Here is a 21640-nt window from a genome sequence, read left to right on the forward strand (position 1 = left end):
AAGATTTAGAATTTCCAGCACTATGAGTCCTTCCAAGTTTCTAGGCATTCCCGAAAACTTTTCCGCCCACGGCGGTCAGGTCGATCACATGATGGACGTCGTCCACTGGTTCATGATTGCCTTGTTCGTGGGGTGGACGCTGTTCTTCTTCTACTGCATCTTCCGCTTCTGGCATAAGAACAACCCGAAGGCTTCCTATGAAGGCGTGCGCAGCCACCTCTCCAGCCACCTCGAAGTCGGCGTGATCATCGTGGAAGCCGTGTTGCTTCTCGGTTTCGCCTTCCCGCTGTGGGCCGAGCGCGTGGACAGCTGGAAGGATGTGCAAAACCTCAACCCGGTGCGGGTCCGAGTGGTTGGATGGCAGTTCGGCTGGACCTATCACTACGCGGGTGCCGACAACAAGTTCGGCCGTGTTGATCCGAATCTCATCTCCGGCTCCAACGACCTCGGCATCGACTACACCGATCCTAACGCCTTGGACGATTTCACCAGCCCGATCCTCAAGCTCCCGGTCAACCAGCCTGCCGTGCTTAACATTGGCACCAAGGACGTGATCCACAACTATTCCATCGTCCCGATGCGCATCCAGCAGGACGCCATTCCCGGACGGGAAATCCCGATGTGGTTCACGCCGATCCGACCTCTCGAAACCTTCGTCGTTTGTGGCCAGCTTTGTGGAGAGGGTCATGCCAACATGGTCGGCTCCATGGAAGTGGTCCCCAAGGACCAATACGACACTTGGTATAAGAGTCAGACCGAGGCCGCGTTGAAGGCGAACAGCCCGAAGACTCCGGCCACCGCGAAGAACTGATCATCCCTCGTGGCTGACATTACCGAAATCGACCGCGAGGATTTCCGCAACCTCCTCATCGAGATCGGCAAGACACGGATTCCTTTCGGCAAGTTCGGGATCAAGTCCTATCCGCCCGCCGGGGTTCCCATCATGGACCTCCCGCCGGAATATCTCTGTTGGTTCCAGGAACGCGGCTTTCCCAAGGGCCGCCTCGGCGAGCTGATGGCGCAGGTTTGCGAGATCAAATCCGTCGGCATGGACTCGGTTTTCGATCCCATCCGCCAGATGAACGGCGGCCGATTCCGGCTCCTGCCCGCGCGGCGCAAGACGTTTGATTTCGAGTAGGTCTCGGTCCCCGCTATCAGGGGGAAAGAACTTCACACGGTGATATCGACGGTCAGGTCGTTGCCGAGGCTTTCGATGGCGGCGGTGAGTGCGGCGGGCTCCGCGTTTTCAGGGATGGAAATGACGCCGTGGGCGCGGAACATCTCGTGGCCGCTCATCGGCGCGCTTTCGAGTCCGGTGGTGAGTTCCTCGATGTTGCCGCCGGCGCTGGCGACGGCGGCGGATAGCTCGCGGACGATGCCCGGGCGGTCGTTGCCGACGACTTCCACGACGAGGGTCCGGCGGGGCAGGGGTTCCTGTGCGTGCTGGCGGACCGCGAGGATGGTGAGTCCGGAGTTGCCGGGCGTTTGGAGTTCGTTGATCAGCGCGTCCGCGGTTTCCGACGGGCATTCGATGCGCACGATGCCGGCGAATTGTCCGGCGAGCCGGGCCATCCGGCTTTCGAGCCAGTTGCCGCCATGGCTGGCCACGGTGCCGGCGAGCGAACTGACGAGTCCGGGGCGGTCATTGCCGAGCACCGTCATGACGAGATAGGATTTCATGGAATGGAGGCAAGCAGAGTGGTCTTGAAATGCCAATGGTTTTCGGTGAGTCCCGGGCTTTTCGTGCGGCGGGATTTTATTCCCTCCGGTCTTGTGGAATGAAGAAAATCCCCTCAGGCTCCATCCAACTCGAATGAATACCCCCATGGCCAACGAGCATCCGTTCCAACTTCTTTTCGAAACCCTCGGCCGCGTGCCAGCCGCTCATGCGGACTCGGTGAACCGCCAGGCTTATCAGGTTCTATCCGACATTCTCTCGGTGCCGCTTGAAAAACCGGGCCGCTGTATCCTGCTGCGTGCGCCTCGCGCCGGCCATGGGAAGACCCATTTGCTGTCCCGCATCCAGCACCAGCTTGGCGCTAACCATGAATTCATCCCGCTGCATGCGGCTTTCGGCAGCCGGATCGACGCGACGACGGTTATCGACGATACCTTGCGGCGGCTCGTCCGCCAATTGCCGGCGGCCGGCGGGCTCTGCGTGCTCGATCTGGTGACGCGCCGCTTGTTTGCAGCCGCCTTGCAGCCGCTGGTCGGCTCGGGCGAAGTGCCGTGCCAGGATCGCGAAGGCGCGCTGACGGCGCTGCGCACGCGGCCGGTGGAGACCTTCGATTTCCACCATCCCAACGCGATCACCGCACATTGGGCGCGGGAAAATTTCGAGGTGCTCGGCCAGCGGCTCAGCCTCGAACTCGCGCATCGCTGCGACCTGCCGGTTCGCGAAATCGCCTTCTGGGTGGACGCGTTGTTCCGCTTCGCTGCCGCGCCGTCGGAAAATCCCGAGAGGGTGAAGATTCTGGCGGAAAGTGTCCACCGCGGAACCGATGTCGCGATGGAGCGGCTGGAAGCCTTGCTTGGTTTGCTCACCTTGCAGATTCGCGTCGTGCTCGTCGCCGACGACTTGGAGGGGTTTTCCGCGGACGAATCCGCAGCTCTCAGGCTGGCGGCCTTCCTCGGCGCGCTGCGCCAATCGGTGGACCGGCTCGATGTCATTCTCTCGCTCAACCAGGACATCTGGGAGAGCGCCTTCCTGCCTCGCCTCAGCGGCGGACTGGCCGACCGTCTATCCGAAGTGGTGGTGGAGCTTGAACCTCTCAAGGAGGCGGAAATGGAGGCTCTTCTCGATTCCCGCGTCCCCGGACTGGGTCGTAGTGTTCTCGACCATATCGACGTCGGTTCGGCGGGCACGCACGCCCGCGGTCTCATCCGTGCGGCGGGCATCGCATGGCTCAAGGCGACGGCGATGGATGCCGCGCCGCCTGTCGCGGCCGCTGTGGAAGTGCCGGATCCAGCTCCGGCTCCAACGAAAGAAGCCGAATCATGGCCCGCTCCCGAGTTTGTCCCGGCCGCGCCCGAGCACGCGCCCGTGACGATTCCTTCCGAACCTCCGACCTATCAGGCGCCGGTGGACTCGCCGCTTCAAACCGAGCCTGCCGTCACTGCACCCGAGCCCGTCATTTCCCAACCGCTGGTGGACGCTCCTTTCCAAAGACCTCGTCCGGCGTTTGTCCCGCAGCCGGCCGCAGTGGCGCCGCCAGTGACGGAACCCGCCCCTGAGCCGGTTCTTTCCCCGGTGGCCGAGTCCGCCGTTGCGGCGGCCGCCGACACCGATCGCGTTGATGACTTGCTCCGCCAATTCCGCGAGCGCTACGGTCGCGGAAGCTTGTGAAAATTTTCACAAACCCCTTGCGAATCGACCCGTTTTGGGCGCTTATTTCGCCGGCAAATCCGGCATGAGCAACACTACCCAAGAAATCGAGGCCCCCGACACCATCGCCCGCGCCGCCCGCGCCGCGGACCACTATCATGCGGAAACGGATGATCTCGTCGGCGAGCGGATGGTGCTGAACATGGGCCCGTCCCACCCGGCGACCCACGGCGTGTTGCGCCTCATTCTCGAACTCAACGGCGAAATCATTGATTCCGCCGATCCGGACGTCGGTTTCCTGCATCGCGGCGACGAGAAGATCGCGGAAAACATGCACTACAACCAGTTCGTGCCTTACACGGACCGTCTGGATTATCTCGCCCCGCTGGCGAACAACGTCGCCTACGCCTGCGCCGTGGAGAAACTGATGGGCTGGACGCTGCCACCACGCGGCCAGGCTTTGCGAGTGCTTTGCTGCGAGCTTGCCCGGCTTTCCTCGCACATGCTCGGAGTCGGCGTCTGCGCCATGGACGTCGGCGCGATGACCGTTTTCCTCTACACTTTCACCGAGCGGGAAAAGGTCTATAACCTCTGCGAACAGCTCACCGGCGCCCGCTTCACCACCTCCTACACCCGCGTCGGCGGCCAGCTCCGCGACATGCCGCCGGGCTTCGAGGAATCCGTCCGCCAGTTCCTCGACGAGTGCCTCGTCACCATCGGCGAGATCTCCAAGCTGCTCGATAAAAACAAGATCTTCCTCGACCGCATGGTCGATGTCGGCGTGATCAGCCGCGAGTCCGCCATCGCCTATGGCATGACCGGCCCGAACCTCCGCGCCTCCGGCGTCCCCCGCGACCTCCGCAAGGACAGCCCCTACCTCGGCTACGAGAAATACGATTTCGACGTCCCGATCGCCGAGGAAGGCGACTGCTACGCCCGCTATCAGGTCCGGATGGAGGAAATGCGCCAGTCCATCCGCATCTGCCGTCAGGTCCTCGACACCATGCCGGACGGTCCGGTGAATCTCGCGGATTCCAAGAGCATGCTGCCCGACAAGGAGCGCGTGTTGATGTCGATGGAGGAGCTCATCCATCATTTCATCGTCTCCACCCAGGGCATCAACGCCCCCGCCGGCGAAGTCTATTTCGCCGCGGAAAACCCCAAGGGCGAGCTCGGGTTCTTCATTCATTCCAAGGGCGGCGGCGTGCCGTATCGCCTGAAAATCCGCAGCCCCTCGTTCTGCAATCTCTCCATCACCTCCAAGCTCCTGCCGGGCCACATGGTGTCCGATATTCCGGCCATCCTCGGCTCGCTGGACTTCGTGATGGGCGAGTGCGACCGGTGAAGAACGAAGAGTTTTAGCCGCAAAAAGGCGAAAAAATGGCCCAAAAAGATTTCATATTCCAGGTTTGTGACGAGGTGAGGGAATGTTCCTTCGCGCATCACAAATTCCTGCGTCATGGCCACAAGGAGAAGATTTATGAAAATGGCTTGGCCAATCGCCTTCGCCGCCGAGGCATCGAGGTTGTCCAACAGCCATCGCTTTCAGTCTTTGATGATGATGGAACATTACTCGGTGATCTCGATATTGATATGCTTGTCGTTGGCGAATTGGTCATCGAACTGAAAGCCGTTAAAACCATTCTCAACGAGCATATCGCCCAGCTCCTCGGCTACCTTCGCGCCTCCCGCAAGGAACACGGCCTCCTCATCAATTTCGGTTCCCCGATCCTTCAGATTAAAAAATACGCGCTCTCCCAAGACCTCGACTCTGAATCTTAATTTTTTTTGCGCTCTTCTTGCGCCTCTTTAAGGCTGTAAAATCTTAATACGATCTCCCGATGTCCCACTCCACTCTCGAAGAAAACGTCGCCTCGCACGAGACGCCCGGCAGCAAGTTCTATCCGCCGTTCGTCGTCACTCCCGCGCTTGAGGCCGAGGCGGACGAGCGCATCTCGCACTACCCGGAGAGCAAGCGCGCCGCGACCTTGCCGCTGCTGCACATCGTCCAGCACCACTTCGGTTACATCTCCGCGCCTTCCATCGAGTGGGTCGCTAACAAGCTATCGATCGAGCCGATCAAGGTGCTCGAAGTGGTCACTTTCTATCCGGGCTTCCGTCAGTCCGCTCCGGGCAGGTTCCACATCCGCGTCTGCCGCACGCTTTCCTGCGCGATGGGCGGCAGCTACGAGCTGATGGAGCGTCTCTGCGAACTGACCGGCATCGACCGCTCGGCCAGCGACTCTCATCACCACCCGGTCACGGTTTCCCCGTGCGGGAAGTTTTCTGTCGAGTTCGCCGAGTGCCTGGCGTCCTGCGGCAGTGCGCCGGTCTGCATGGTGAACGACGATTTCCACGAAGGAATCGCCCCCGGCAAAGCCGAGGAGCTCCTCGCGAAATACGCTGCCAAGGCGTAATGAGGACTCCAGTCCAATGCCTTTAAGGATTGGAGAACTTCCAAGCTGCGCGAACCGGGTGGAAGTGTCGAAAAAACAAGGAGGGGCGGACTCCGATCCGCCCAAGCCCATGAGATGACAATGGGATGAGCGAATGCCAGGAATCATTGGCTTTCCATGGGCACGGCGATTCGGAGATCGCCGCTCCTTGAGGAAGAGCTCAGCACCGCATGGAGCAGAGCTTCCATCCGTCTCAGGCGGCAGCAGAGCGTGCCGCAGTCCGGACTGTTTTAGTCGCCTCGATCAAGCGGGGCCGCGGTCCACGTCCATGCGGAACGGGCGGCCGCGGAGGCGGGCGTTGCGGGTGCGGTCGATGACCTGGCCGACGAATTGCTCCGGCACATCGACCAGCGAGTGTTTCGGGAACAAGGTGATGCGGCCGAGGCAGCCGTCCGGCAATCCGGCTTCGCGGTAGAGCATGCCGACGATTTCCTTGGCCATGACGCCGTGGGTTTTGCCGAGCGAGAGGAACAGGCGGGTCATTCCGCTTTCCTGAGGAATGATGTCGCGCGGACCGTCGTGGCGGGGTCCGCGTTCATCGCGTTGCGGGCGGTCGTCGCGCTGCGGACGATCGTCACGTTGCGGGCGGTCATCGCGGCGGGGAGCCTCACGGCGTTCGCGGCGTTCCGGTTCGCGGTCTTCCTCGATTGCGGAACCTTCGCGGCCGCTGGCTTCGCGGATCATCGTGACGAGCGCGCCGGCGATGTCGGTAGGAGTGTGGCCTTGTTCGAGCAGTCGGTCGATGTTGTCCTGATAGGTATCGAACTTGCCGGTTTCCAGGCGCTCCTTGAGGTCGTCGAAAATCAGGTCCGCGCGGCGGCCTTCGACTTGCTCGACGGACGGAATCCGCTCGCGCTTGATGACCGAGCGGGTGTAGCGCTCGATCGACTGGAGCCGATAGATCTCACGGCCGTAAACGAAGCTCACGGCGCGGCCCGAGCGGCCGGCGCGGCCGGTCCGGCCGATGCGGTGGACGTAGTCTTCCGGATCGGTCGGCAGGTCGTAGTTGAAGACGATGTCGATTTCCTCGATGTCGAGTCCGCGGGCGGCGACGTCAGTGGCGACGAGGATTTCCACCGCTCCGTCGCGGAAGCGCTTGAGGACGCGCTCGCGCATTTGCTGGGTGATGTCGCCGTGGAGGCGGTCGGCGGCGTAGCCCCGGTTGACCAGGTCCTCGGTGCATTCATCGACCGAGCGCTTGGTGTTACAGAACACGATGCCGAGGCGCGGCGGGTTCATGTCGAGGATGCGGGAAAGTACCTCGACTTTGGAGCGCTGGCGGACTTCGAAATAGGATTGTTCGACCGTGGAAACGGTGCGGGCTTTTTGCTCGATCTGGATGACTTCCGGGCTGTTGCCGAATTTCTGGATCAGGCGGGATACGCCCGGATTCATCGTCGCGGAGAAGAACAGCGTCTGGCGGTCAGGAGGGAGCGCGGCGAGCAGCTCGTCCATTTCATCCTTGAAGCCCATGTCGAGCATGCGGTCGGCCTCGTCGAGGATGGCCATCTTGATGCGGGAGGCGTCGAAACTGCCGCGGCGGAGGTGGTCGAGCAGGCGGCCGGGAGTTCCGACGACGAGTTGCGCGCCGGAGCGCAGCGCGCGGAGCTGGCGGTCGATCGGCGCGCCGCCATAAACCGGAGTGGCGTGGAGCCCCTTCATTTTCGCGCCGAGGCGGTGAACTTCCTCGCAAACCTGGACCGCGAGCTCGCGGGTGGGGCAGAGAATCAGCACTTGCGGGTAGCCTTCCTTGACGTCGAGTTTCGCGAGGGCGGGTAGCGTGAAAGCGGCGGTTTTCCCGGAGCCGGTGGCGGACAGGCCGACCAGGTCCTTGCCCAGCAGGGCAGGGGGGATGCTCATGGCCTGAATCGGCGAGGGACGCTCGTAACCGAGGGTTTCAATGGCGGCGAGCAGAGTATCGGGCAACCCGAGTTCAGAAAAAGGAGGCGTATCCATGAGCAAATATGAGTCAATATTCCGGACTCGCAGATCATCTGACTTGCCGGGCGGCGAGGCTATGGCTGGTTTTTGAACGAAAACAAGCACGGATGTGAAAGATTAGAGGATTCGTGGGGATTGCCATGCCCCGGCCGGCGTGCAAACTGCCTGCGTGGCGAGTTACGACGATCAAAAACGGATGATGAACTTCTCGCTGGCGGCGGCCGTGGTGCTGCTCGGGGCGAAGGTGACTGCCGCGGTGGTGACCGGATCTTCTGCCATTTACTCGGACGCGGCGGAGTCGGTGGTGCATTTCCTCGCGGTGTGTTTCGCGGTTTGGGCGCTGCGGCTCGCCCACAAGCCGGCGGACGAGACGCACCATTTCGGGCATGACAAGGTGTCGTTTCTTTCGGCGGGCTTCGAGGGCGCGATGATTTCGGCGGCGGCGCTGCTGATTTTCTACGAGGCGGTGCGGCAGATGATTTTCGGCGTGCGGATCGAGAACCTCGGCTTCGGGCTGGCTGTCACCGCGGGGGCCGCGGGCATCAATCTGGTCCTCGGGCTTTCGCTCGTCGCTCTGGGCAAACGCAGTGGTTCGCCGCTGCTCCGCGCCAATGGCATGCACGTGCTCACCGATGTCTGGTCGAGCGTCGCGGTGCTCGTCGCCCTCGGCCTTTACAAATCCACCGGCTGGGTCTGGTGGGATCCGCTCGCCGCGATGCTCGCCGCCATCAACATCCTGCGCGTCGGTTACAAGTTGATCCGCGAGAGCCTCGGCGGCCTGCTCGACGAGAGCGACCCCGTCCTCGAGAAGCGCATCCGCGATCTGCTCGACGCCGAGGTGGCCAGGCGCGGGCTTTCCTATCACAACCTGCGCCACCGCCACTCGGGAAGAACCCACTGGATCGAGTTCCACTTGGTTTTCGACGACGATCTCACCGTGGGCGAGGCGCACGAAGCCGCCACGGAAATCGAGGCCAGCGTCGCCGAACTGCTGCGCCCCGACGGCCGCGTGATTTCCCATCTCGAACCCAAGTCTGCCGAGCACCACGAGGAAAGTTGGGAGGGGCGGTGATCGGTGAAATAGCGTGTTTTCCCGCTTGGCCGGCGGCGCTTCTCACGGTGGAATGCTGCCGTTATGGCTTACCTCGACGAAAACTTCCTGCTCTACTCTCCCACCGCGCGCCGGCTCTTCCATGAAGTCGCCAAAGACCAGCCGATCATCGACTACCACTGCCATCTCTCGCCCCGCGAGATCGCGACCAACCACCGCTGGGAAAACATCTCCGACATCTGGCTCGGCGGCGACCATTACAAGTGGCGCTTGATGCGGGCCAACGGCATCGACGAAAACATGATCACCGGCGACTCCTCGCCGCGCGAGAAATTCCAGGCCTGGGCTGAAACCGTACCCTACACCCTGCGCAACCCGATCCACCACTGGACCCACATCGAGCTGCAGCGCTATTTCGGCATCGACCTCCTGCTCACCCCGGACACCGCCGACGAGATCTGGGAGCGCACCAACGCCAAACTCGCCGAGCCGGACTTCTCCGTCCACGGCCTGTTGAAAAAGTTCGACGTGCGCGTTGTCGGCACGACCGATGATCCCGCCGATCCGCTCGACGACCACCACCGGATCGCCGCCTCGGACCTGGTCACCCAAGTCCTGCCGACCTTCCGCCCGGATAAGGCCCTGCTGGTGGACCGCCCCGACCTGCTCGCCCCGTGGTTGGAAAAACTCGAAGCCACTTCGGACATGGCCATCATCCATTTCTCCGACCTGCTGGCCGCCTTGCAAAAACGCCATGACGATTTCCACGCGGCCGGCGGACGCTTGTCGGACCACGGGCTCGACCGTCTCCCCGCGCTGCGCTGCACCGACGAGGACGCGGCGATGATCTTCAACCGGGCCCGCGCCGGCAAAGCCGCCACCCCGGAGGAGAAGGAAAAATTCTCGTTCTACCTGATGGTCTTCTTCGGCCAGCTCGACGCGGCCAAGGGCTGGACCAAGCAGCTCCACCTCGGCGCGTTCCGCAACGTCAACTCGCAGATGGCCGGCAAGCTCGGACCCGACACCGGCTACGACACCATCGGCGACACGACCCAGGGCGCGGCACTCGTCATGTATCTCGACGCGCTGACGAGCGCCGGGGCGATGCCGAAGATGGTCCTCTATAATCTCAACCCGCGGGACAACTATCTGTTTGCCTGTCTCACCGGAGCCTTTCAGGACGGCACGGTCGCCGGCAAGATCCAGTTCGGTTCGGGCTGGTGGTTCCTCGACCAGAAGAACGGGATGGAGCTCCAGCTCGACGCCCTGTCCGCCACCGGCTTGCTGTCGCGCTTCGTCGGCATGCTCACGGATTCGCGCTCGTTCCTGTCGTTCCCGCGCCACGAGTATTTCCGCCGCATCCTCTGCAACCTCATCGGCGGCGAGGCCGACCGCGGCGAGCTGCCCGATGATTTCGAGGCGCTCTCCGGCCTCATCCGCGCGGTCTGCTTCGGCAACGCCAAGCGCCATTTCGGCTTCGACGTTTGAAAGCGCGGCGGCCTGCGGCGGCGGGCGATTGAACGTGGCTGGCGCGTCCCGCGCCAGACCGTCTCCGGAGCGTCCCGCTCCGACGCCATCCGACGGCGCGTGCACCCGGCAGGGACGCGGCGGGCGACTTGGATGGAAGCCCCGCCGGAGGCTTCTCTTCATCTTCTCATCTCCGCTTCATCCGCACCGCCCATCCGGGCGGACAAATGGGCGGGCCAAGGTCGTCCAGCCCTAGCGGGGTGACACTTGGAGCGCGTGGCAGGCACGTGGCAGGCACGTGGCAGGCACGTGGCAGGCACGTGGCACGGCCACGCGGAGCAGGGCGTCCGACAGTCCTGTTATTTCTCCAGCGATGGGATGCCGACGCTTGGGTCGGTGTCGGCGCTGTAGTCCACGCCTGCGAGGCCGAAGCCGAAGAGGCGGAGGAAGCTGGATTGGTAGCCGGAGAAATCTCCGAGCTGTTGGAAGTTCTCGGTGTTCACTTGTTCCCAGCGCTCGGCGACGACGTCCTGGACTTGCGAGGCCATTTCCCAGTCGTCCACGCGGATGCGGCCGGCTTCGTCGGGCTGCGGGTTTCCGTTATAGAGGCGGTCGCGGAGCATGCGGTCCATCTGCTCGATGGTATCCTCGTGAGTGCCCTCGTCTTTCATCACCTTGTAGAGCAGCGAGATGTAAAGCGGCACGACGGGGATGGCGGAGCTGGCCTGGGTGACGAGCGCCTTGTTGACGGAGACCCAGGCTTTGCCGTGGAGCGGGGCGAGTTTTTCGTCGAGCAGGCGTTGGACGCGTTCGAGGTCTTCCTTGGCTTTGCCGATGGTGCCGTTTTTGTAAATCGGCCAGGTCATGGAGGGCCCGATGTAGGAGTAGGCGACGGTCTGGCAGCCCTCGGCGAGGACGCCGGCTTCGAGCAGCGCGTCGGTCCAGAGTTCCCAATCCTGGCCGCCCATGACGGCGATGGTGTTGGCGACGTCATCGCCCTCGGCGGGCTCGATGGTGATCTCGTTGACGACGCCGGTGGTGGTATTGAGGTTCTTGTTGCTGTAGCTCTCGCCGACGGGCTTGAGCACGGATTTGTAAACCTCGCCGGTTTTCGGGTCGGTGCGGCGCGGGGAGGCGAGGCTGTAAATGACGAGATCGACTTGGCCGAGGTCCGCCTTGACGGCGTCGATGACTTCCTTTTTCACGGCGTCCGAGAAGGCGTCGCCATTGAAGGAGCGGGCGTAGAGACCGGCCTTGGCGGCTTCGAGTTCGAAGGCGCGGGTGTTATACCAGCCGGCGGTGGCGGTGCTGTCGGCGGAACCGGGGCGTTCGAAGGCGACACCGATGGTGGCGGCATTCGCACCGAAGGCGGCGGCGATCCGCGAGGAGAGGCCGTAGCCGGTGGAGGAGCCGATCACGAGCACGCGCTTGGGGCCGTTCTCGATGAGGCCGCGGCTTTTGACGACGGCGATCTGTTCGGCGACGTGTTTGGCGCAGCCCTCCGGGTGGGCGGTGGTGCAAATGAATCCACGGATCTTCGGTGCAATGATCATATGGGGGCGGAGGGTATCGGCGCGGGGCGGGGTGGCAACTGTTTTTGCGATGGTCAGTCCGCCACAAGCTGTTACGAATTTCCCCGCATGCAGTGGTATTACTCTAAAAACGGCACCCAGCTCGGTCCGGTCTCGGAAGGGGAGCTTGTCGCGAAACTGGCTTCCGGCGAGGTTTCCGCCGCGGACTTGGTTTGGAAGGATGGCATGGCGGACTGGCGGCCGGCGGGAAATGTCGCGGAGCTCGCTTCTCTTCGGGTGATTCCGCCGGTGGTGAATTCACCTTACGCACCGCCAACGTTTTCGTCCGCTCCGATGCTCGGCGGGGCGAGCATTCCCAACTACTTGTGGCAGTCGATCGTGGTGACGATTTTCTGCTGCTGGCCGCTCGGGATTCCGGCCATCGTTTACGCGGCGAAGGTCGATGGCCTGAGAGCCCGCGGTGACATCGCGGGTGCGATGGCGGCCTCTTCGAGCGCGAAAACCTGGTGCATCGTCTCAGCGGGAATCTGGCTGGGGTTGATTGTCGTGTGGATCTTGTTTGCGGGCGTTGCGACGGTGTTTTCCCGTTAAATCGCGATGCGTGGCGACCGGGCAGGGTGGGTGGCGCTGGGGCTTCTGGTCCTGGCTTGCGGGGCGTTTTTCCTCCGCGAGCGGGGGCCGTATGGCTTGCCTTGGCTGCCCGATTGCACCTTCCACCAGCTCACCGGCCTGCATTGCGCGGGCTGCGGGATGACCCGCGCCGCGCATGCCACGCTGCACGGCCGGATCGGCGAGGGGTTCCGATTCAATCCGGTCGGCATGGTCCTGCTGCCGCTGGCGTGCGTCGGCATCGGGATCGAAATCCTCGGCTGGGTCCGGGGCAAGCCGCTGCCATTCCGCCTGAATGTGGGCGCGGCCGGAGCCTGGGCCATCGTGTGGATCGTGGTCGCGTTCTGGATTCTGCGGAATATCCCGTGCTGGCCATTCACGCTGCTCGCGCCGCCGTGATTTCGCACCGCAAGTGAGTCTTGCCGACGGCGTGGCCAACGTCTATTTCCGCTCATGCCATTGCTTCTCGGAGTCAACATCGACCACATCGCCACCCTGCGTCAGGCCCGCTACGCGAAAACGCCGGACTCGCCGAACGCAGAGCCCTGCCCGGTCATCGCCGGCCACGACGCCCTCGCCGGCGGCGCGGATTCCCTCACCATCCATGTCCGCGGCGACCGCCGCCACATGCAGGACGCCGACGCCTATCGAATCCGTGAAGAAATCAAGTTGCCCTTGAATCTCGAAATGGGAGTGACCGAGGAAATGGTCGGACTCGCGCTCAAACTGAAGCCGGAGTTCGTTTGTCTCGTGCCTGAAAACCGGTTGGAAATCACCACCGAAGGTGGCCTCAACGTGCTCGCGAGTTTCGACAAGACCCGCATGGTCATCGCCCGCCTGCAGGACGCCGGCATCCGCGTGAGCGTTTTCATCGATCCGGATCTGAAACAAGTCGAAGCCGCCGGCGAGGCCTGCGCCGACATGATCGAGCTCCACACCGGAGCGTTCGCCAACGCCACCGGCGATGCCGTGCAAACCGAGCTGGACCGCCTTATCGCCGCCGCCAAGGAAGGTCATCTCAGCCTCCAGGTGAACGCCGGCCACGGCATCAACTACACGAATATCCAACAGATCCTCACGATTCCCCACCTCGCCGAGCTCAACATCGGCCACAGCATCATCGCCCGCTCCACCCGTGTCGGCCTGACCGCCGCGGTGCGGGAAATGAAGGAGCTGATGGCAGCTTACCAAGCCTGATCATGCGTATTTTCGGAATCGGTATCGACGTGGTCGAGGTGGAGCGGATCGCCTCGGCCATCGAGCGCCATGGTGAGTCGTTCCTGGCGAAATTGTTCACCGCGGACGAGCGCGCTTACTGTGAGGCGCAGAAGAAATCCGCGCTCAACTACGCCGCCCGTTTCGCCGCGAAAGAAGCGGTTTCCAAAGCGCTCGGCACCGGCATCGGCGGCCAGGCCGGGTGGCTGGAACTTGAAATCACTCGCGATCCGTCGGGCGCGCCGAAGCTTCTACTCCAAGGAAACGCCGCCGAGTTCGCCAAACAAAACGGCATCACCGAAATCCAGATCAGCCTCACCCACGCCCGCGACTACGCCGCCGCGAACGCGATTGCTATTTCGAACATCGAACATCGAACGCCCAACATCGAACATTGAAGTAAAGAGGTGAATTTCAATTTCTTCCCTTCGACGTTCAATGTTTGAAGTTCAATGTTCAGTGTTCATCCTCCTCCCATGAACCGCCCTCGCCGCAACCGCCGCACGCCTGCCATCCGCTCGATGGTTCGTGAAACCACGCTGAGTCCCGGCGACTTCATCCTGCCGCTGTTTTTCCACGAGGACGCGGAAGACACGGCCATCGCCTCGATGCCCGGCGTCACGCGCTGGTCGTTGGCCAGCCTGGTCCGCGAGGCCGGGGAGGCCCACGCGCTCGGAATTCCCGCCATCGTGCTTTTTCCGAAAATCGAGGAAGCGCTCAAGACGCCGCTCGCCGGGGAATCCCACAACGACGACGGTCTCGTCCCCCGCGCCATCCGCGCGCTCAAGGCCGCGCATCCCACGCTCTGCGTCATCACCGATGTCGCGCTCGATCCCTACAACTCCGACGGCCACGACGGCATCGTCCGGCGCGACGGGCGAGGGGAGTTGGAGATCCTCAACGACGAAACCGTCGAGGTCCTCTGCCAGCAGGCGCTTTGCCACGCCCGCGCCGGAGCGGACATCGTCGCCCCGTCCGACATGATGGACGGCCGCGTGGCCGCCATCCGCGACGCGCTCGACAGCGAGGGCTTCACCCAAGTCTCCATCCTGAGCTACACCGCGAAATACGCGTCCGCCTTTTACGGTCCGTTCCGCGGCGCGCTCGATTCCGCGCCCAAGGACGGCGACAAGAAGACCTACCAGATGGACCCGGCGAACGCGCGCGAAGCCGTCCGCGAGACCCTGCTCGACGAAGCCGAGGGCGCGGACATGCTGATGGTCAAGCCGGCCGGCCTCTATCTGGACATCATCGCGAAAGTCCGCGAGACCACCACACTGCCGGTCGCCGCCTATCAGGTAAGCGGCGAGTATCTGATGCTCAAGAGCGCCGCCGCCGGTGGCTGGCTCGATGAAAAGGCGATCGTCCTCGAGTCCCTGCTCGCCATCAAGCGGGCCGGTGCGGACATGATTCTCACCTATTTCGCGAAGCAAGCGTGCGGCTGGCTGGAATCCTGACGGTATCCCGGCTGTCCCGGTCGGGAAATCCCGCGATCTTTCGTGCTTGGCAGTTTCCGCAACTCGCGGAACGATGGCCGCCATGGCAGGTGTGATCCGGGAACTTGAAGGCCTTCGCGTGAAGGTGGACGACGTGGTGTATATGCCCAGCCTCGACGCGCCGCCGGAGAAGCCGCATCCGTTCGTCTATTTCATCTCGATCCACAACGAGACGGAGGTGCCGGTGACGATCCGCGGCCGCAAGTGGGTGGTCCAGGAGGACGAGGGGGAAATCACCGTGGTCGAGGGCGACGGGGTGGTCGGGCAGACTCCAACGATCGAGCCGGGCGGACATTTTTCCTACAACAGCTACCACGTGGTCGGTCGCGGGGCGCGGGTTTCCGGCGCGTTTTTCGGCGAAACCGCCGGGGGCGATTGGATCTTCGCGCGGATTCCGGAGTTCCGGCTGGACGTGCCGAACTGGGCTTGAGCTCAGGTTTCCTCAGCCCGAAATGACGTGGTCCATCAGGACGTCGTGGGGTTCGGGGAAAGTGTCGGTTACTAACTGGATTTCGAAGCAGATTCCCAGTTTGATTGCGTCGGGGCGGGCGTTGGCGAGCATCCGGTCGTAGAATCCGCGGCCGCGGCCGAGGCGGCCGCCGCGCGAGTCGAAGGCGAGGCCGGGGCAGATGAATGCGTCGATTTCAGCCAACGCGACTTCGGGCGAGCTGGCGGCGGGTTCGAGGATGCCGAATGCGCCGGAAACGAGATTCGCTCCGGTGTGGAAGGTGAGGTCGGTGCCGCGGATTTTCGGGAAGACCCAGCGGGTTTCGGCGCGCCGCAGGAGGGTGGGCGATAGATCGACCTCGCCGGGGAGTGGCGAATAGACGGCGATGGTGCGGAGCGCGGGGTGGGCGAGCAGCCAGGTTTGCAAGGCCGCGCGGGCTTTGTCGGAAGCGGGTTGGCGCTCGCGCAGGAGCCGCCGCATGGTGTTGCGGAGCTGGGCTTTGTCAGGAGCTGATTCGGGAATTGCCACTTGCCAACAATCGGACTTTTCCCATCCTTACGCCCGATGATGCGTTTTTGGCAAGTAGCGGCAGTTTTTTGTGCGACGGCTTCGTTTCTCGGCGCGGAGGACCCGAAGAGGTCGTTCGCTTGGGACGCGCCCAAAGTCGTGGCCAGCGTGTTCACGGCGGATCTCGGGATGCTCGATTCCGAACGGGAGGAATACGCCACGAATCTCGCGACGTTGGCTTCCAACCAGGTGGCGGCGGCCAAGGCATCGCCCGCGTCGCTGACGGACGCGCGGCGGTTGCTCGCGCTGGCGCTCCAGCTTTCGCCGCGCAACAAACGGGCGGTGGTGGTGAATTTTCAGCTTTCCAAGGGGATTCTGCCTGAAGTCGTCGAGAGCAGTTACAGCCAGCCGGTGTTGGCGCGGCTGATCCTGACCCGCGGGCAGCTGCTTCTGAAACAAGGCGGTGAGGAAAACCAGCGGCTGGCGCGGTTTTTCATCCAGCTCGCCGCCGAGATGGACCCTAAAAACGAGGATGCCGTTTACGCCAGCGAGGTCCAGCGACTCGATCACGGAGCGGTGGATTGGGCATCGATCACCGACCCGGCCGGGAAGAAACCTTGAACCGGGATTTCCACTGTGGCTGCTGAAATCGAGCGCAAATTCCTGGTCGCGGATGATTCGTGGCGCGACGGGACTGCCGGCGTGAGGATCGCCCAAGGCTATCTCTCGCTAGATCCGGATCGCACGGTGCGGGTGCGGCTCGCCGGGGAGAACGCGTGGCTCACGATCAAGGGCCGCACCGAGGGCATCACGCGGGCGGAGTTTGAATACGTGATTCCGGCGGATGATGCGCAGGTGCTGTTGGAAATGTGCCTGCCCTCGGTGATCGACAAGACGCGGCACGAGGTTTCCTACGGCGGACATCTCTGGGAAATCGATGTTTTCCACGGTGATAACGAAGGCCTTGTCATCGCGGAGGTCGAGCTCGACGACGAGTCGATTTGCCCCGAACTGCCACCGTGGGCGGGGGCGGAGGTTTCGTCGGACGCGCGCTATTTCAACTCCTGCCTGGCGGCGCTGCCTTACACGCGGTGGGGGTAGCGTGATCGCGGCGGATATTTCCGGGACGTAATAGAGATTGCCGTGAGCCAACCCACGTTCCCCCAGCCCATTAAATCCCATACCGGCGCCCGCTCCGCCCCGCCCTCGGCCCGCTCCGCCCCAACGTCGTCGCCGCCGTCCGCAACTTCCTCCGCTTCCTCTGCCCCGACTCGGCGGGGTCCTACTAACCAACATCAAGCACCATTTTGATTGAGATGACGAAGAAGGCGGATTTTTGGTGGAATCGCGGGTCGGTTGCTTCAGTTCTCATCTCAACGGCATCCACGGTCGCAGGCCGCCGCTACAGGATGCCTCGGGGTCTGCCTCAGCGGCATTACCAAATAACAGGAATTCGGCTACCAGTTGCAGCGTATTGGAGAGCCATTCCCATCGAGCGGAGAACTTTATCAGTGGGGTCGGTAGAGATGGTGTGCGTTTCATCGCGCCGTCTCCAGGCGGGACTGTCGAGCTTTCCGGTCGGCAGCCACTGCCATTGCCAACGACCGGTATCCATTTCCTTGATCAACGATCCTGATGTGGGCGGGATCCCGGATCGAGGCGATCTGATCCTTCAGCAATTCACGAAGCACGAATCCATAGACTTCCCGTTTCTCCATTTCCAAGTCACCGTGGAGACGGAAAATCCCGTCCACCTCGTGCGAACCATGCCGATTCGTGATCGTGTGTTCATTCCATAGCATCTCAAACGTGGTGGTCTCGACGTTTGGGATCAGATCCTCCAGCATCTCGCGTTCATCGGTGGAGGCGATCGCGTTGACCACCAGGCTCGTGGGAACCCAGCCGAACAACCGGATGTCGCCGCGCTCGCAGACGATCCGGATTTCCTGCCTGTCCAACTGCCCGCACTGGTGGAATCCATGATAGAAATTGGCGAGCACCCCGTCCCCGTAGCGGACCGCGCACTGGACCTGCTCGATCACTTCGGCAGCCCCCGTGCCGCCAGGGCGGACTCCTTCCTGAGCGGACACCACCTCGCCCTCGCCGAAGAACATTTCGAACAAATCAAAAAAATGAACCACGTGCTCGATGAAGATTCCCCCGCTCGTCTTCAGGTTCCAGAACCAATGCTCCGGCGGAAGAGTATCATCACTCGCATAGTTTTCGTGAAACGCATGGATCGGCGGTCCCAGCAACCCCTGCTCGAGGATCTTGCGGGCACACTGGCACAGCGGGTTGTAGCGCATGATCAGGTTCACCCCGAGGACCCGTTCGTTTGCGGACGCCGCCTCCAGCATTGCCCGGCCATCCTCCAGCCGCGTCGCGAGCGGCTTCTCCGTCAGCACGTGCTTGCCCGCATTCAGCGCGGCCACCGCCAGCTCCATGTGCGTGGACGGTGGCGTGGCGATGTGAATGATGTCCACCTCCTGCCGCTGAATCAGCTCCTCCGGCGTGGACACATGGGAAATGCCGAACTCCTCCGCAGCGGCTGCCGCCGCCTCATCCACCACATCCGCCACCGCCACTGCCCGGACACCTTCCAACCCCCGGTATTGATCCAGACAAAATCGCCCGAATCCTCCGGCACCTATCAAACCCAGCCCGACCAGCGCGGAAGGCGAGCCAGTTGCGATCCCGGAATTTGGAATCTCCGCGTTCATGACACCCAAGGAGTCTAGGCTCGATCAGAGGTCATTTCAACTCCTCTTTCCATTGAGCCGCCACGTTACAAAGTGACAGACAAATAATCATTCTGGCTGCCGGGATTGGTGGATTGACTCTTGGTCCCGGAACAAATCATCTCAAACCATGAAGAATGCATCGGAGGTCATTGGGAAACTGGGAGAGCTGACAATTGCGCTCTCGGATGACCAGCCGCTGAAGCTCCTTCGCAAGGATTGGAATGCGTCCCGCGAGGCTCTCGTGGCGTTCTTGGCGCCTGAACGAGCACCGAAGGAGCGAGCCAATGCGACCCTTCTCCTTTTCCAGGCCGGTGATGAGGCCTTCGCCGAGGGTTTCAAGGATCTACTCACCGGGAATACCGGGGACGCCATTCTCACGGCACTGTTGGAGAATATCAGTTGGAGTTCCATGTGCGATAAGAGCCTGGTTGGGAATCTTCGGACCGAGGCAGTCGCTTCGGCCCTCAAGCAAAACATTGTCAAGTCGGACGGGAATGTCCTCAAACACGCCCTGCTCCTTCTCAAAAAGATCGGCGATCCTGATTCCCGCCAATTCCTTGAGAATGAGTTCGCATCCGCCTCCTGTCATCGCCGGTTGTCGATCGCACTGATTCTCGGAGCTGATACGGATCACGCCGCCGCCTGGGAGGCGATTCTCGCCGAAGCCGAGGAACACCCACCGCAGGATTGTCACTTCAAGGTTCGGAATGCCATCGCCGCGCACCTGGCGTCGGAGAGTCGCGATCTCGCGATCTCGCGATCTCGCGATCTCGCGAGACAGGCCGAGACAGGCCGAGACCTTCGTTTCGCGAACCATTGAAACGTTCCTCGACCAAGCCGGCTTTTGCATGGAGCAGTCCACCGCTCTCGCTTTTCTGGATAGTGCGAAATCCGCTGAAGCGCTCCCCGCGATCCGCAAGCTTCAGGACCACTACGGCGGACGCGATACGGTGATCGAAGGGCGAGCGATCGAAGCTCGCGCCCGCCTCGAGGAGGAGCCATCGGTTCCTGATCTCGAGGCAAAGCTCGAGAATCCCGCGGTTTCCTATCATGCCGCTCGCGCGCTTGTGGCGCAGCTCTCGGGACCGCCTGATGACGCCCTGCTCGACAAGTTGATCGAAGCCTCCCGCCGCTGTTATGGCAGCTACTTTGAACAATTCATGGAGCTCATCAGGGACTGTGGCCACCCGAAGGCGCATGACCTTGTCCGTGCTGTGCTCGGGGAAAAGGCCCCGGGCCTCGTTCTGCGGATTCTCGGCAAGTCGGAAGGCTGGAGCGCGGAACGCCTCGGAACTCTTGCGGCGGATTGCGGCCTACTCGCGTCCACCCCGACGCCGGCTCAACTCAAGGCGGCGGAAAAGCTTTGCGAAGAGCCCGAGAACCTCGACGATCTCGCTGCCGCCATCCTCCACACGGGCGGCTGCCTCATCGAGTTCGATCTGGAAACCGACGAGGTCCCGCCGAATTACCCCGACCTGATCGAGGAACTCGCGGGAATTTCCGGTGGGCAAATCACACCGGAGGACATCAAGAGCGAAGTCCTGCCCGGCGACGACGGGGCCTGCCGAATTACCTTCCACTCCGGCGGCCGGTCCTACGACTTCAGGACGGAAGGGCTTGGAGACTGGATTGACGAGGTGACCGTCCTGGGTTCCGGGCGCGGCTCCGAAAGCGGTTCCGGTAGCGAGTTCACCTTGCACCCCCTCCGATCCCGGCTCCGCAGCCTCCTGGAAGCCCGGCCCGAAAAAGGGACATGGCATTATAGGGCGACATTGGACCCTGTCGCCTAACGTCTCAACGGTAGGCCCGCATGAGGATGCGGAGGTCTCGTCTGACGCGCGCTATTTCAGCTCCTGTCTGGCGGCGCTGCCGTTCAGGAAATGACTGGTTTCCCAGAGAGAGTGGATAATCTTCAATCTCCCGCTTGCCAGCGGCGTTCATCCACTTACCCTTGCCCCAGAATCTCACATGAAAATCTGGCTCGACGGTAAATTGGTGGACGAATCTGAAGCGAAGGTGTCGGTCTTTGACCACGGCCTTCTCTACGGAGACGGTGTTTTTGAAGGCATTCGATTTTATAACGGACGTATCTTCCGCTTGGAGGAACACATCCGCCGGCTCTTCGATTCGGCGCGCGCGATCATCCTGGATCTGCCGTGGACGCAGGAGGAAGTCTGCAAGTTCACCTGCGACACGGTGGCCGCGAACGGTCTGACGGACGGCTACATCCGCCTCGTGGTCACCCGCGGGAAGGGCGGTCTCGGGCTGAATCCTTATCTTTGCCCCGCGCCGTCGATGTTCATCATCGCCTCGACAATCCAGCTCTATCCGGAGGAGACCTACATCGAGGGGCTCTCGATCATCACCTGCGCGACCCGTCGTCCGGCGCCCGGCGCCTTGATGCCGCAGGTGAAATCGCTCAACTATTTGAACAACATCATGGCGAAGGTCGAGGCGATCCAGGCGAACGCGCTCGAAGCCGTGATGCTCAACGAGCAAGGCTACGTGGCCGAGTGCACGGGGGATAATTTGTTCCTCCTGAAGAACGGCACGCTGCTCACGCCGCTGATTTGCGACGGCGCGCTCGACGGGATCACCCGCGCGGTCATCATCGAGATTGCGGAGTCGCTCGGCGTGCCCTTCAAGGAGTGCTCGCTGACGCGTTACGACATTTTCACGGCGGACGAGTGTTTTCTAACCGGCACCGCCGCGGAAGTGATTCCAGTGGTGGCGCTCGACCGCCGGACCATCGGCACCGGCAAGCCCGGACCGTTCACCGCTCTCTTTCACAAGGCGTTCCATGAGCTCGCAATGAGCACTGGCACTCCTTTTGCTTAATTGATAAGTTCCCG

24 protein-coding genes are annotated in these 21640 nt (G+C 62.4%); 19 read left to right on the forward strand and 5 right to left on the reverse strand.

What is annotated here, in order from left to right:
• The first annotated feature begins 22 nt into the window (after positions 1-22).
• Both AC4DF4_RS02780 and AC4DF4_RS02785 read left to right on the forward strand, forming a co-directional pair.
• Positions 23-811: a cytochrome c oxidase subunit II gene (locus tag AC4DF4_RS02780; protein ID WP_490046588.1), complete on the forward strand. Its 789-nt coding sequence runs from the start codon at positions 23-25 to the stop codon at positions 809-811.
• A 9-nt stretch (positions 812-820) separates the two neighbouring features.
• Positions 821-1138: a DUF3820 family protein gene (locus AC4DF4_RS02785; RefSeq protein ID WP_490046589.1), complete on the forward strand. Its 318-nt coding sequence runs from the start codon at positions 821-823 to the stop codon at positions 1136-1138.
• 32 nt (positions 1139-1170) lie between these two features.
• Here the strand turns inward: AC4DF4_RS02785 and AC4DF4_RS02790 are convergent, their stop codons facing one another.
• A complete protein-coding gene (locus tag AC4DF4_RS02790; protein WP_490046590.1) occupies positions 1171-1680 on the reverse strand; it encodes a glycine cleavage system transcriptional repressor in 510 nt (169 codons plus the stop codon).
• A gap of 133 nt (positions 1681-1813) precedes the next feature.
• Between AC4DF4_RS02790 and AC4DF4_RS02795 the strand changes: the two genes are divergently transcribed.
• From AC4DF4_RS02795 to AC4DF4_RS02810, 4 genes are all read left to right on the forward strand, one after another.
• Positions 1814-3346 carry a hypothetical protein gene (locus AC4DF4_RS02795; protein ID WP_490046591.1) on the forward strand — a complete coding sequence of 511 codons (1533 nt, stop codon included), beginning with the start codon at positions 1814-1816 and terminating at the stop codon, positions 3344-3346.
• A gap of 64 nt (positions 3347-3410) precedes the next feature.
• On the forward strand, positions 3411-4670 hold the full coding sequence (gene nuoD, locus AC4DF4_RS02800) for an NADH dehydrogenase (quinone) subunit D (RefSeq protein ID WP_490046592.1): 1260 nt from the start codon (positions 3411-3413) through the stop codon (positions 4668-4670).
• A gap of 35 nt (positions 4671-4705) precedes the next feature.
• Entirely contained in the window at positions 4706-5107 is a 402-nt protein-coding gene (locus AC4DF4_RS02805) for a GxxExxY protein (protein WP_490046593.1), read from the forward strand.
• Positions 5108-5166: 59 nt separating this feature from the next.
• Positions 5167-5742, forward strand: a complete 576-nt coding sequence (locus AC4DF4_RS02810) for an NADH-quinone oxidoreductase subunit NuoE family protein (RefSeq protein ID WP_490046594.1) — start codon at positions 5167-5169, stop codon at positions 5740-5742.
• Positions 5743-6024: 282 nt separating this feature from the next.
• On the opposite strand, the gene AC4DF4_RS02815 is transcribed toward AC4DF4_RS02810, so the two are convergent.
• Positions 6025-7737 carry a DEAD/DEAH box helicase gene (locus AC4DF4_RS02815; protein WP_490046595.1) on the reverse strand — a complete coding sequence of 571 codons (1713 nt, stop codon included), beginning with the start codon at positions 7735-7737 and terminating at the stop codon, positions 6025-6027.
• 139 nt (positions 7738-7876) lie between these two features.
• On the opposite strand from AC4DF4_RS02815, the gene AC4DF4_RS02820 reads away from it, so the two are divergent.
• Complete coding sequence (locus tag AC4DF4_RS02820; RefSeq protein ID WP_490046596.1) at positions 7877-8794, forward strand: cation diffusion facilitator family transporter; 918 nt, start codon at positions 7877-7879, stop codon at positions 8792-8794.
• Between the two features lie 63 nt (positions 8795-8857).
• Positions 8858-10261 (forward strand): glucuronate isomerase, encoded by a 1404-nt coding sequence (gene uxaC, locus AC4DF4_RS02825; RefSeq protein WP_490046597.1) that lies wholly within the window; start codon positions 8858-8860, stop codon positions 10259-10261.
• A 338-nt stretch (positions 10262-10599) separates the two neighbouring features.
• Here uxaC and fabV read toward each other — a convergent pair whose 3' ends face one another.
• Positions 10600-11793 carry an enoyl-ACP reductase FabV gene (fabV, locus tag AC4DF4_RS02830; RefSeq protein WP_490046598.1) on the reverse strand — a complete coding sequence of 398 codons (1194 nt, stop codon included), beginning with the start codon at positions 11791-11793 and terminating at the stop codon, positions 10600-10602.
• Positions 11794-11880: 87 nt separating this feature from the next.
• On the opposite strand from fabV, the gene AC4DF4_RS02835 reads away from it, so the two are divergent.
• The 6 genes from AC4DF4_RS02835 to AC4DF4_RS02860 all read left to right on the forward strand — a co-directional run bounded on the left by AC4DF4_RS02835 (position 11881) and on the right by AC4DF4_RS02860 (position 15522).
• The gene (locus tag AC4DF4_RS02835) at positions 11881-12363 is read left to right on the forward strand and encodes a CD225/dispanin family protein (RefSeq protein WP_490046599.1); all 483 of its coding nucleotides are present in this window, start codon (positions 11881-11883) and stop codon (positions 12361-12363) included.
• A 6-nt stretch (positions 12364-12369) separates the two neighbouring features.
• The gene (locus AC4DF4_RS02840; protein ID WP_490046600.1) at positions 12370-12780 is read left to right on the forward strand and encodes a DUF2752 domain-containing protein; all 411 of its coding nucleotides are present in this window, start codon (positions 12370-12372) and stop codon (positions 12778-12780) included.
• Positions 12781-12834: 54 nt separating this feature from the next.
• A complete protein-coding gene (locus tag AC4DF4_RS02845; protein WP_490046601.1) occupies positions 12835-13578 on the forward strand; it encodes a pyridoxine 5'-phosphate synthase in 744 nt (247 codons plus the stop codon).
• 2 nt (positions 13579-13580) lie between these two features.
• Positions 13581-13994, forward strand: coding sequence for a holo-ACP synthase (gene acpS / locus AC4DF4_RS02850; RefSeq protein ID WP_490046602.1), 414 nt, complete (start codon positions 13581-13583; stop codon positions 13992-13994).
• Positions 13995-14072: 78 nt separating this feature from the next.
• Positions 14073-15053: a porphobilinogen synthase gene (gene hemB / locus AC4DF4_RS02855; RefSeq protein ID WP_490046603.1), complete on the forward strand. Its 981-nt coding sequence runs from the start codon at positions 14073-14075 to the stop codon at positions 15051-15053.
• A 73-nt stretch (positions 15054-15126) separates the two neighbouring features.
• On the forward strand, positions 15127-15522 hold the full coding sequence (locus AC4DF4_RS02860) for an ApaG domain-containing protein (RefSeq protein ID WP_490046604.1): 396 nt from the start codon (positions 15127-15129) through the stop codon (positions 15520-15522).
• A 12-nt stretch (positions 15523-15534) separates the two neighbouring features.
• Here AC4DF4_RS02860 and AC4DF4_RS02865 read toward each other — a convergent pair whose 3' ends face one another.
• The gene (locus tag AC4DF4_RS02865; RefSeq protein ID WP_490046605.1) at positions 15535-16068 is read right to left on the reverse strand and encodes a 5-formyltetrahydrofolate cyclo-ligase; all 534 of its coding nucleotides are present in this window, start codon (positions 16066-16068) and stop codon (positions 15535-15537) included.
• Between the two features lie 138 nt (positions 16069-16206).
• On the opposite strand from AC4DF4_RS02865, the gene AC4DF4_RS02870 reads away from it, so the two are divergent.
• Positions 16207-16668 (forward strand): hypothetical protein, encoded by a 462-nt coding sequence (locus tag AC4DF4_RS02870; RefSeq protein ID WP_490046606.1) that lies wholly within the window; start codon positions 16207-16209, stop codon positions 16666-16668.
• Positions 16669-16683: 15 nt separating this feature from the next.
• Positions 16684-17148: a CYTH domain-containing protein gene (locus tag AC4DF4_RS02875; protein ID WP_490046607.1), complete on the forward strand. Its 465-nt coding sequence runs from the start codon at positions 16684-16686 to the stop codon at positions 17146-17148.
• Positions 17149-17585: 437 nt separating this feature from the next.
• Here AC4DF4_RS02875 and AC4DF4_RS02880 read toward each other — a convergent pair whose 3' ends face one another.
• The gene (locus AC4DF4_RS02880) at positions 17586-18767 is read right to left on the reverse strand and encodes a Gfo/Idh/MocA family protein (protein ID WP_490046608.1); all 1182 of its coding nucleotides are present in this window, start codon (positions 18765-18767) and stop codon (positions 17586-17588) included.
• A gap of 148 nt (positions 18768-18915) precedes the next feature.
• Between AC4DF4_RS02880 and AC4DF4_RS02885 the strand changes: the two genes are divergently transcribed.
• From AC4DF4_RS02885 to ilvE, 3 genes are all read left to right on the forward strand, one after another.
• Entirely contained in the window at positions 18916-19608 is a 693-nt protein-coding gene (locus AC4DF4_RS02885) for a hypothetical protein (RefSeq protein WP_490046609.1), read from the forward strand.
• 28 nt (positions 19609-19636) lie between these two features.
• Positions 19637-20578 carry a hypothetical protein gene (locus tag AC4DF4_RS02890; RefSeq protein ID WP_490046610.1) on the forward strand — a complete coding sequence of 314 codons (942 nt, stop codon included), beginning with the start codon at positions 19637-19639 and terminating at the stop codon, positions 20576-20578.
• A 178-nt stretch (positions 20579-20756) separates the two neighbouring features.
• Positions 20757-21626, forward strand: coding sequence for a branched-chain-amino-acid transaminase (gene ilvE, locus AC4DF4_RS02895; RefSeq protein WP_490046611.1), 870 nt, complete (start codon positions 20757-20759; stop codon positions 21624-21626).
• Positions 21627-21640 lie beyond the last annotated feature (14 nt).

The sequence above is a fragment of the Luteolibacter sp. genome, from assembly GCF_058122085.1.

What these genes read in the sequence shown, in the direction of transcription:
- AC4DF4_RS02780 (WP_490046588.1), top strand. Translation starts at nt 23, where the DNA reads ATGAGTCCTTCCAAGTTTCTAGGCATTCCCGAAAACTTTTCCGCCCAC.
- AC4DF4_RS02790 (WP_490046590.1), bottom strand. Translation starts at nt 1,680, where the DNA reads ATGAAATCCTATCTCGTCATGACGGTGCTCGGCAATGACCGCCCCGGA.
- AC4DF4_RS02795 (WP_490046591.1), top strand. Translation starts at nt 1,814, where the DNA reads ATGAATACCCCCATGGCCAACGAGCATCCGTTCCAACTTCTTTTCGAA.
- nuoD (WP_490046592.1), top strand. Translation starts at nt 3,411, where the DNA reads ATGAGCAACACTACCCAAGAAATCGAGGCCCCCGACACCATCGCCCGC.
- AC4DF4_RS02805 (WP_490046593.1), top strand. Translation starts at nt 4,706, where the DNA reads ATGGCCCAAAAAGATTTCATATTCCAGGTTTGTGACGAGGTGAGGGAA.
- AC4DF4_RS02810 (WP_490046594.1), top strand. Translation starts at nt 5,167, where the DNA reads ATGTCCCACTCCACTCTCGAAGAAAACGTCGCCTCGCACGAGACGCCC.
- AC4DF4_RS02815 (WP_490046595.1), bottom strand. Translation starts at nt 7,737, where the DNA reads ATGGATACGCCTCCTTTTTCTGAACTCGGGTTGCCCGATACTCTGCTC.
- uxaC (WP_490046597.1), top strand. Translation starts at nt 8,858, where the DNA reads ATGGCTTACCTCGACGAAAACTTCCTGCTCTACTCTCCCACCGCGCGC.
- fabV (WP_490046598.1), bottom strand. Translation starts at nt 11,793, where the DNA reads ATGATCATTGCACCGAAGATCCGTGGATTCATTTGCACCACCGCCCAC.
- AC4DF4_RS02835 (WP_490046599.1), top strand. Translation starts at nt 11,881, where the DNA reads ATGCAGTGGTATTACTCTAAAAACGGCACCCAGCTCGGTCCGGTCTCG.
- AC4DF4_RS02840 (WP_490046600.1), top strand. Translation starts at nt 12,370, where the DNA reads ATGCGTGGCGACCGGGCAGGGTGGGTGGCGCTGGGGCTTCTGGTCCTG.
- AC4DF4_RS02845 (WP_490046601.1), top strand. Translation starts at nt 12,835, where the DNA reads ATGCCATTGCTTCTCGGAGTCAACATCGACCACATCGCCACCCTGCGT.
- acpS (WP_490046602.1), top strand. Translation starts at nt 13,581, where the DNA reads ATGCGTATTTTCGGAATCGGTATCGACGTGGTCGAGGTGGAGCGGATC.
- hemB (WP_490046603.1), top strand. Translation starts at nt 14,073, where the DNA reads ATGAACCGCCCTCGCCGCAACCGCCGCACGCCTGCCATCCGCTCGATG.
- AC4DF4_RS02860 (WP_490046604.1), top strand. Translation starts at nt 15,127, where the DNA reads ATGGCCGCCATGGCAGGTGTGATCCGGGAACTTGAAGGCCTTCGCGTG.
- AC4DF4_RS02880 (WP_490046608.1), bottom strand. Translation starts at nt 18,767, where the DNA reads ATGAACGCGGAGATTCCAAATTCCGGGATCGCAACTGGCTCGCCTTCC.
- AC4DF4_RS02885 (WP_490046609.1), top strand. Translation starts at nt 18,916, where the DNA reads ATGAAGAATGCATCGGAGGTCATTGGGAAACTGGGAGAGCTGACAATT.
- AC4DF4_RS02890 (WP_490046610.1), top strand. Translation starts at nt 19,637, where the DNA reads ATGGAGCAGTCCACCGCTCTCGCTTTTCTGGATAGTGCGAAATCCGCT.
- ilvE (WP_490046611.1), top strand. Translation starts at nt 20,757, where the DNA reads ATGAAAATCTGGCTCGACGGTAAATTGGTGGACGAATCTGAAGCGAAG.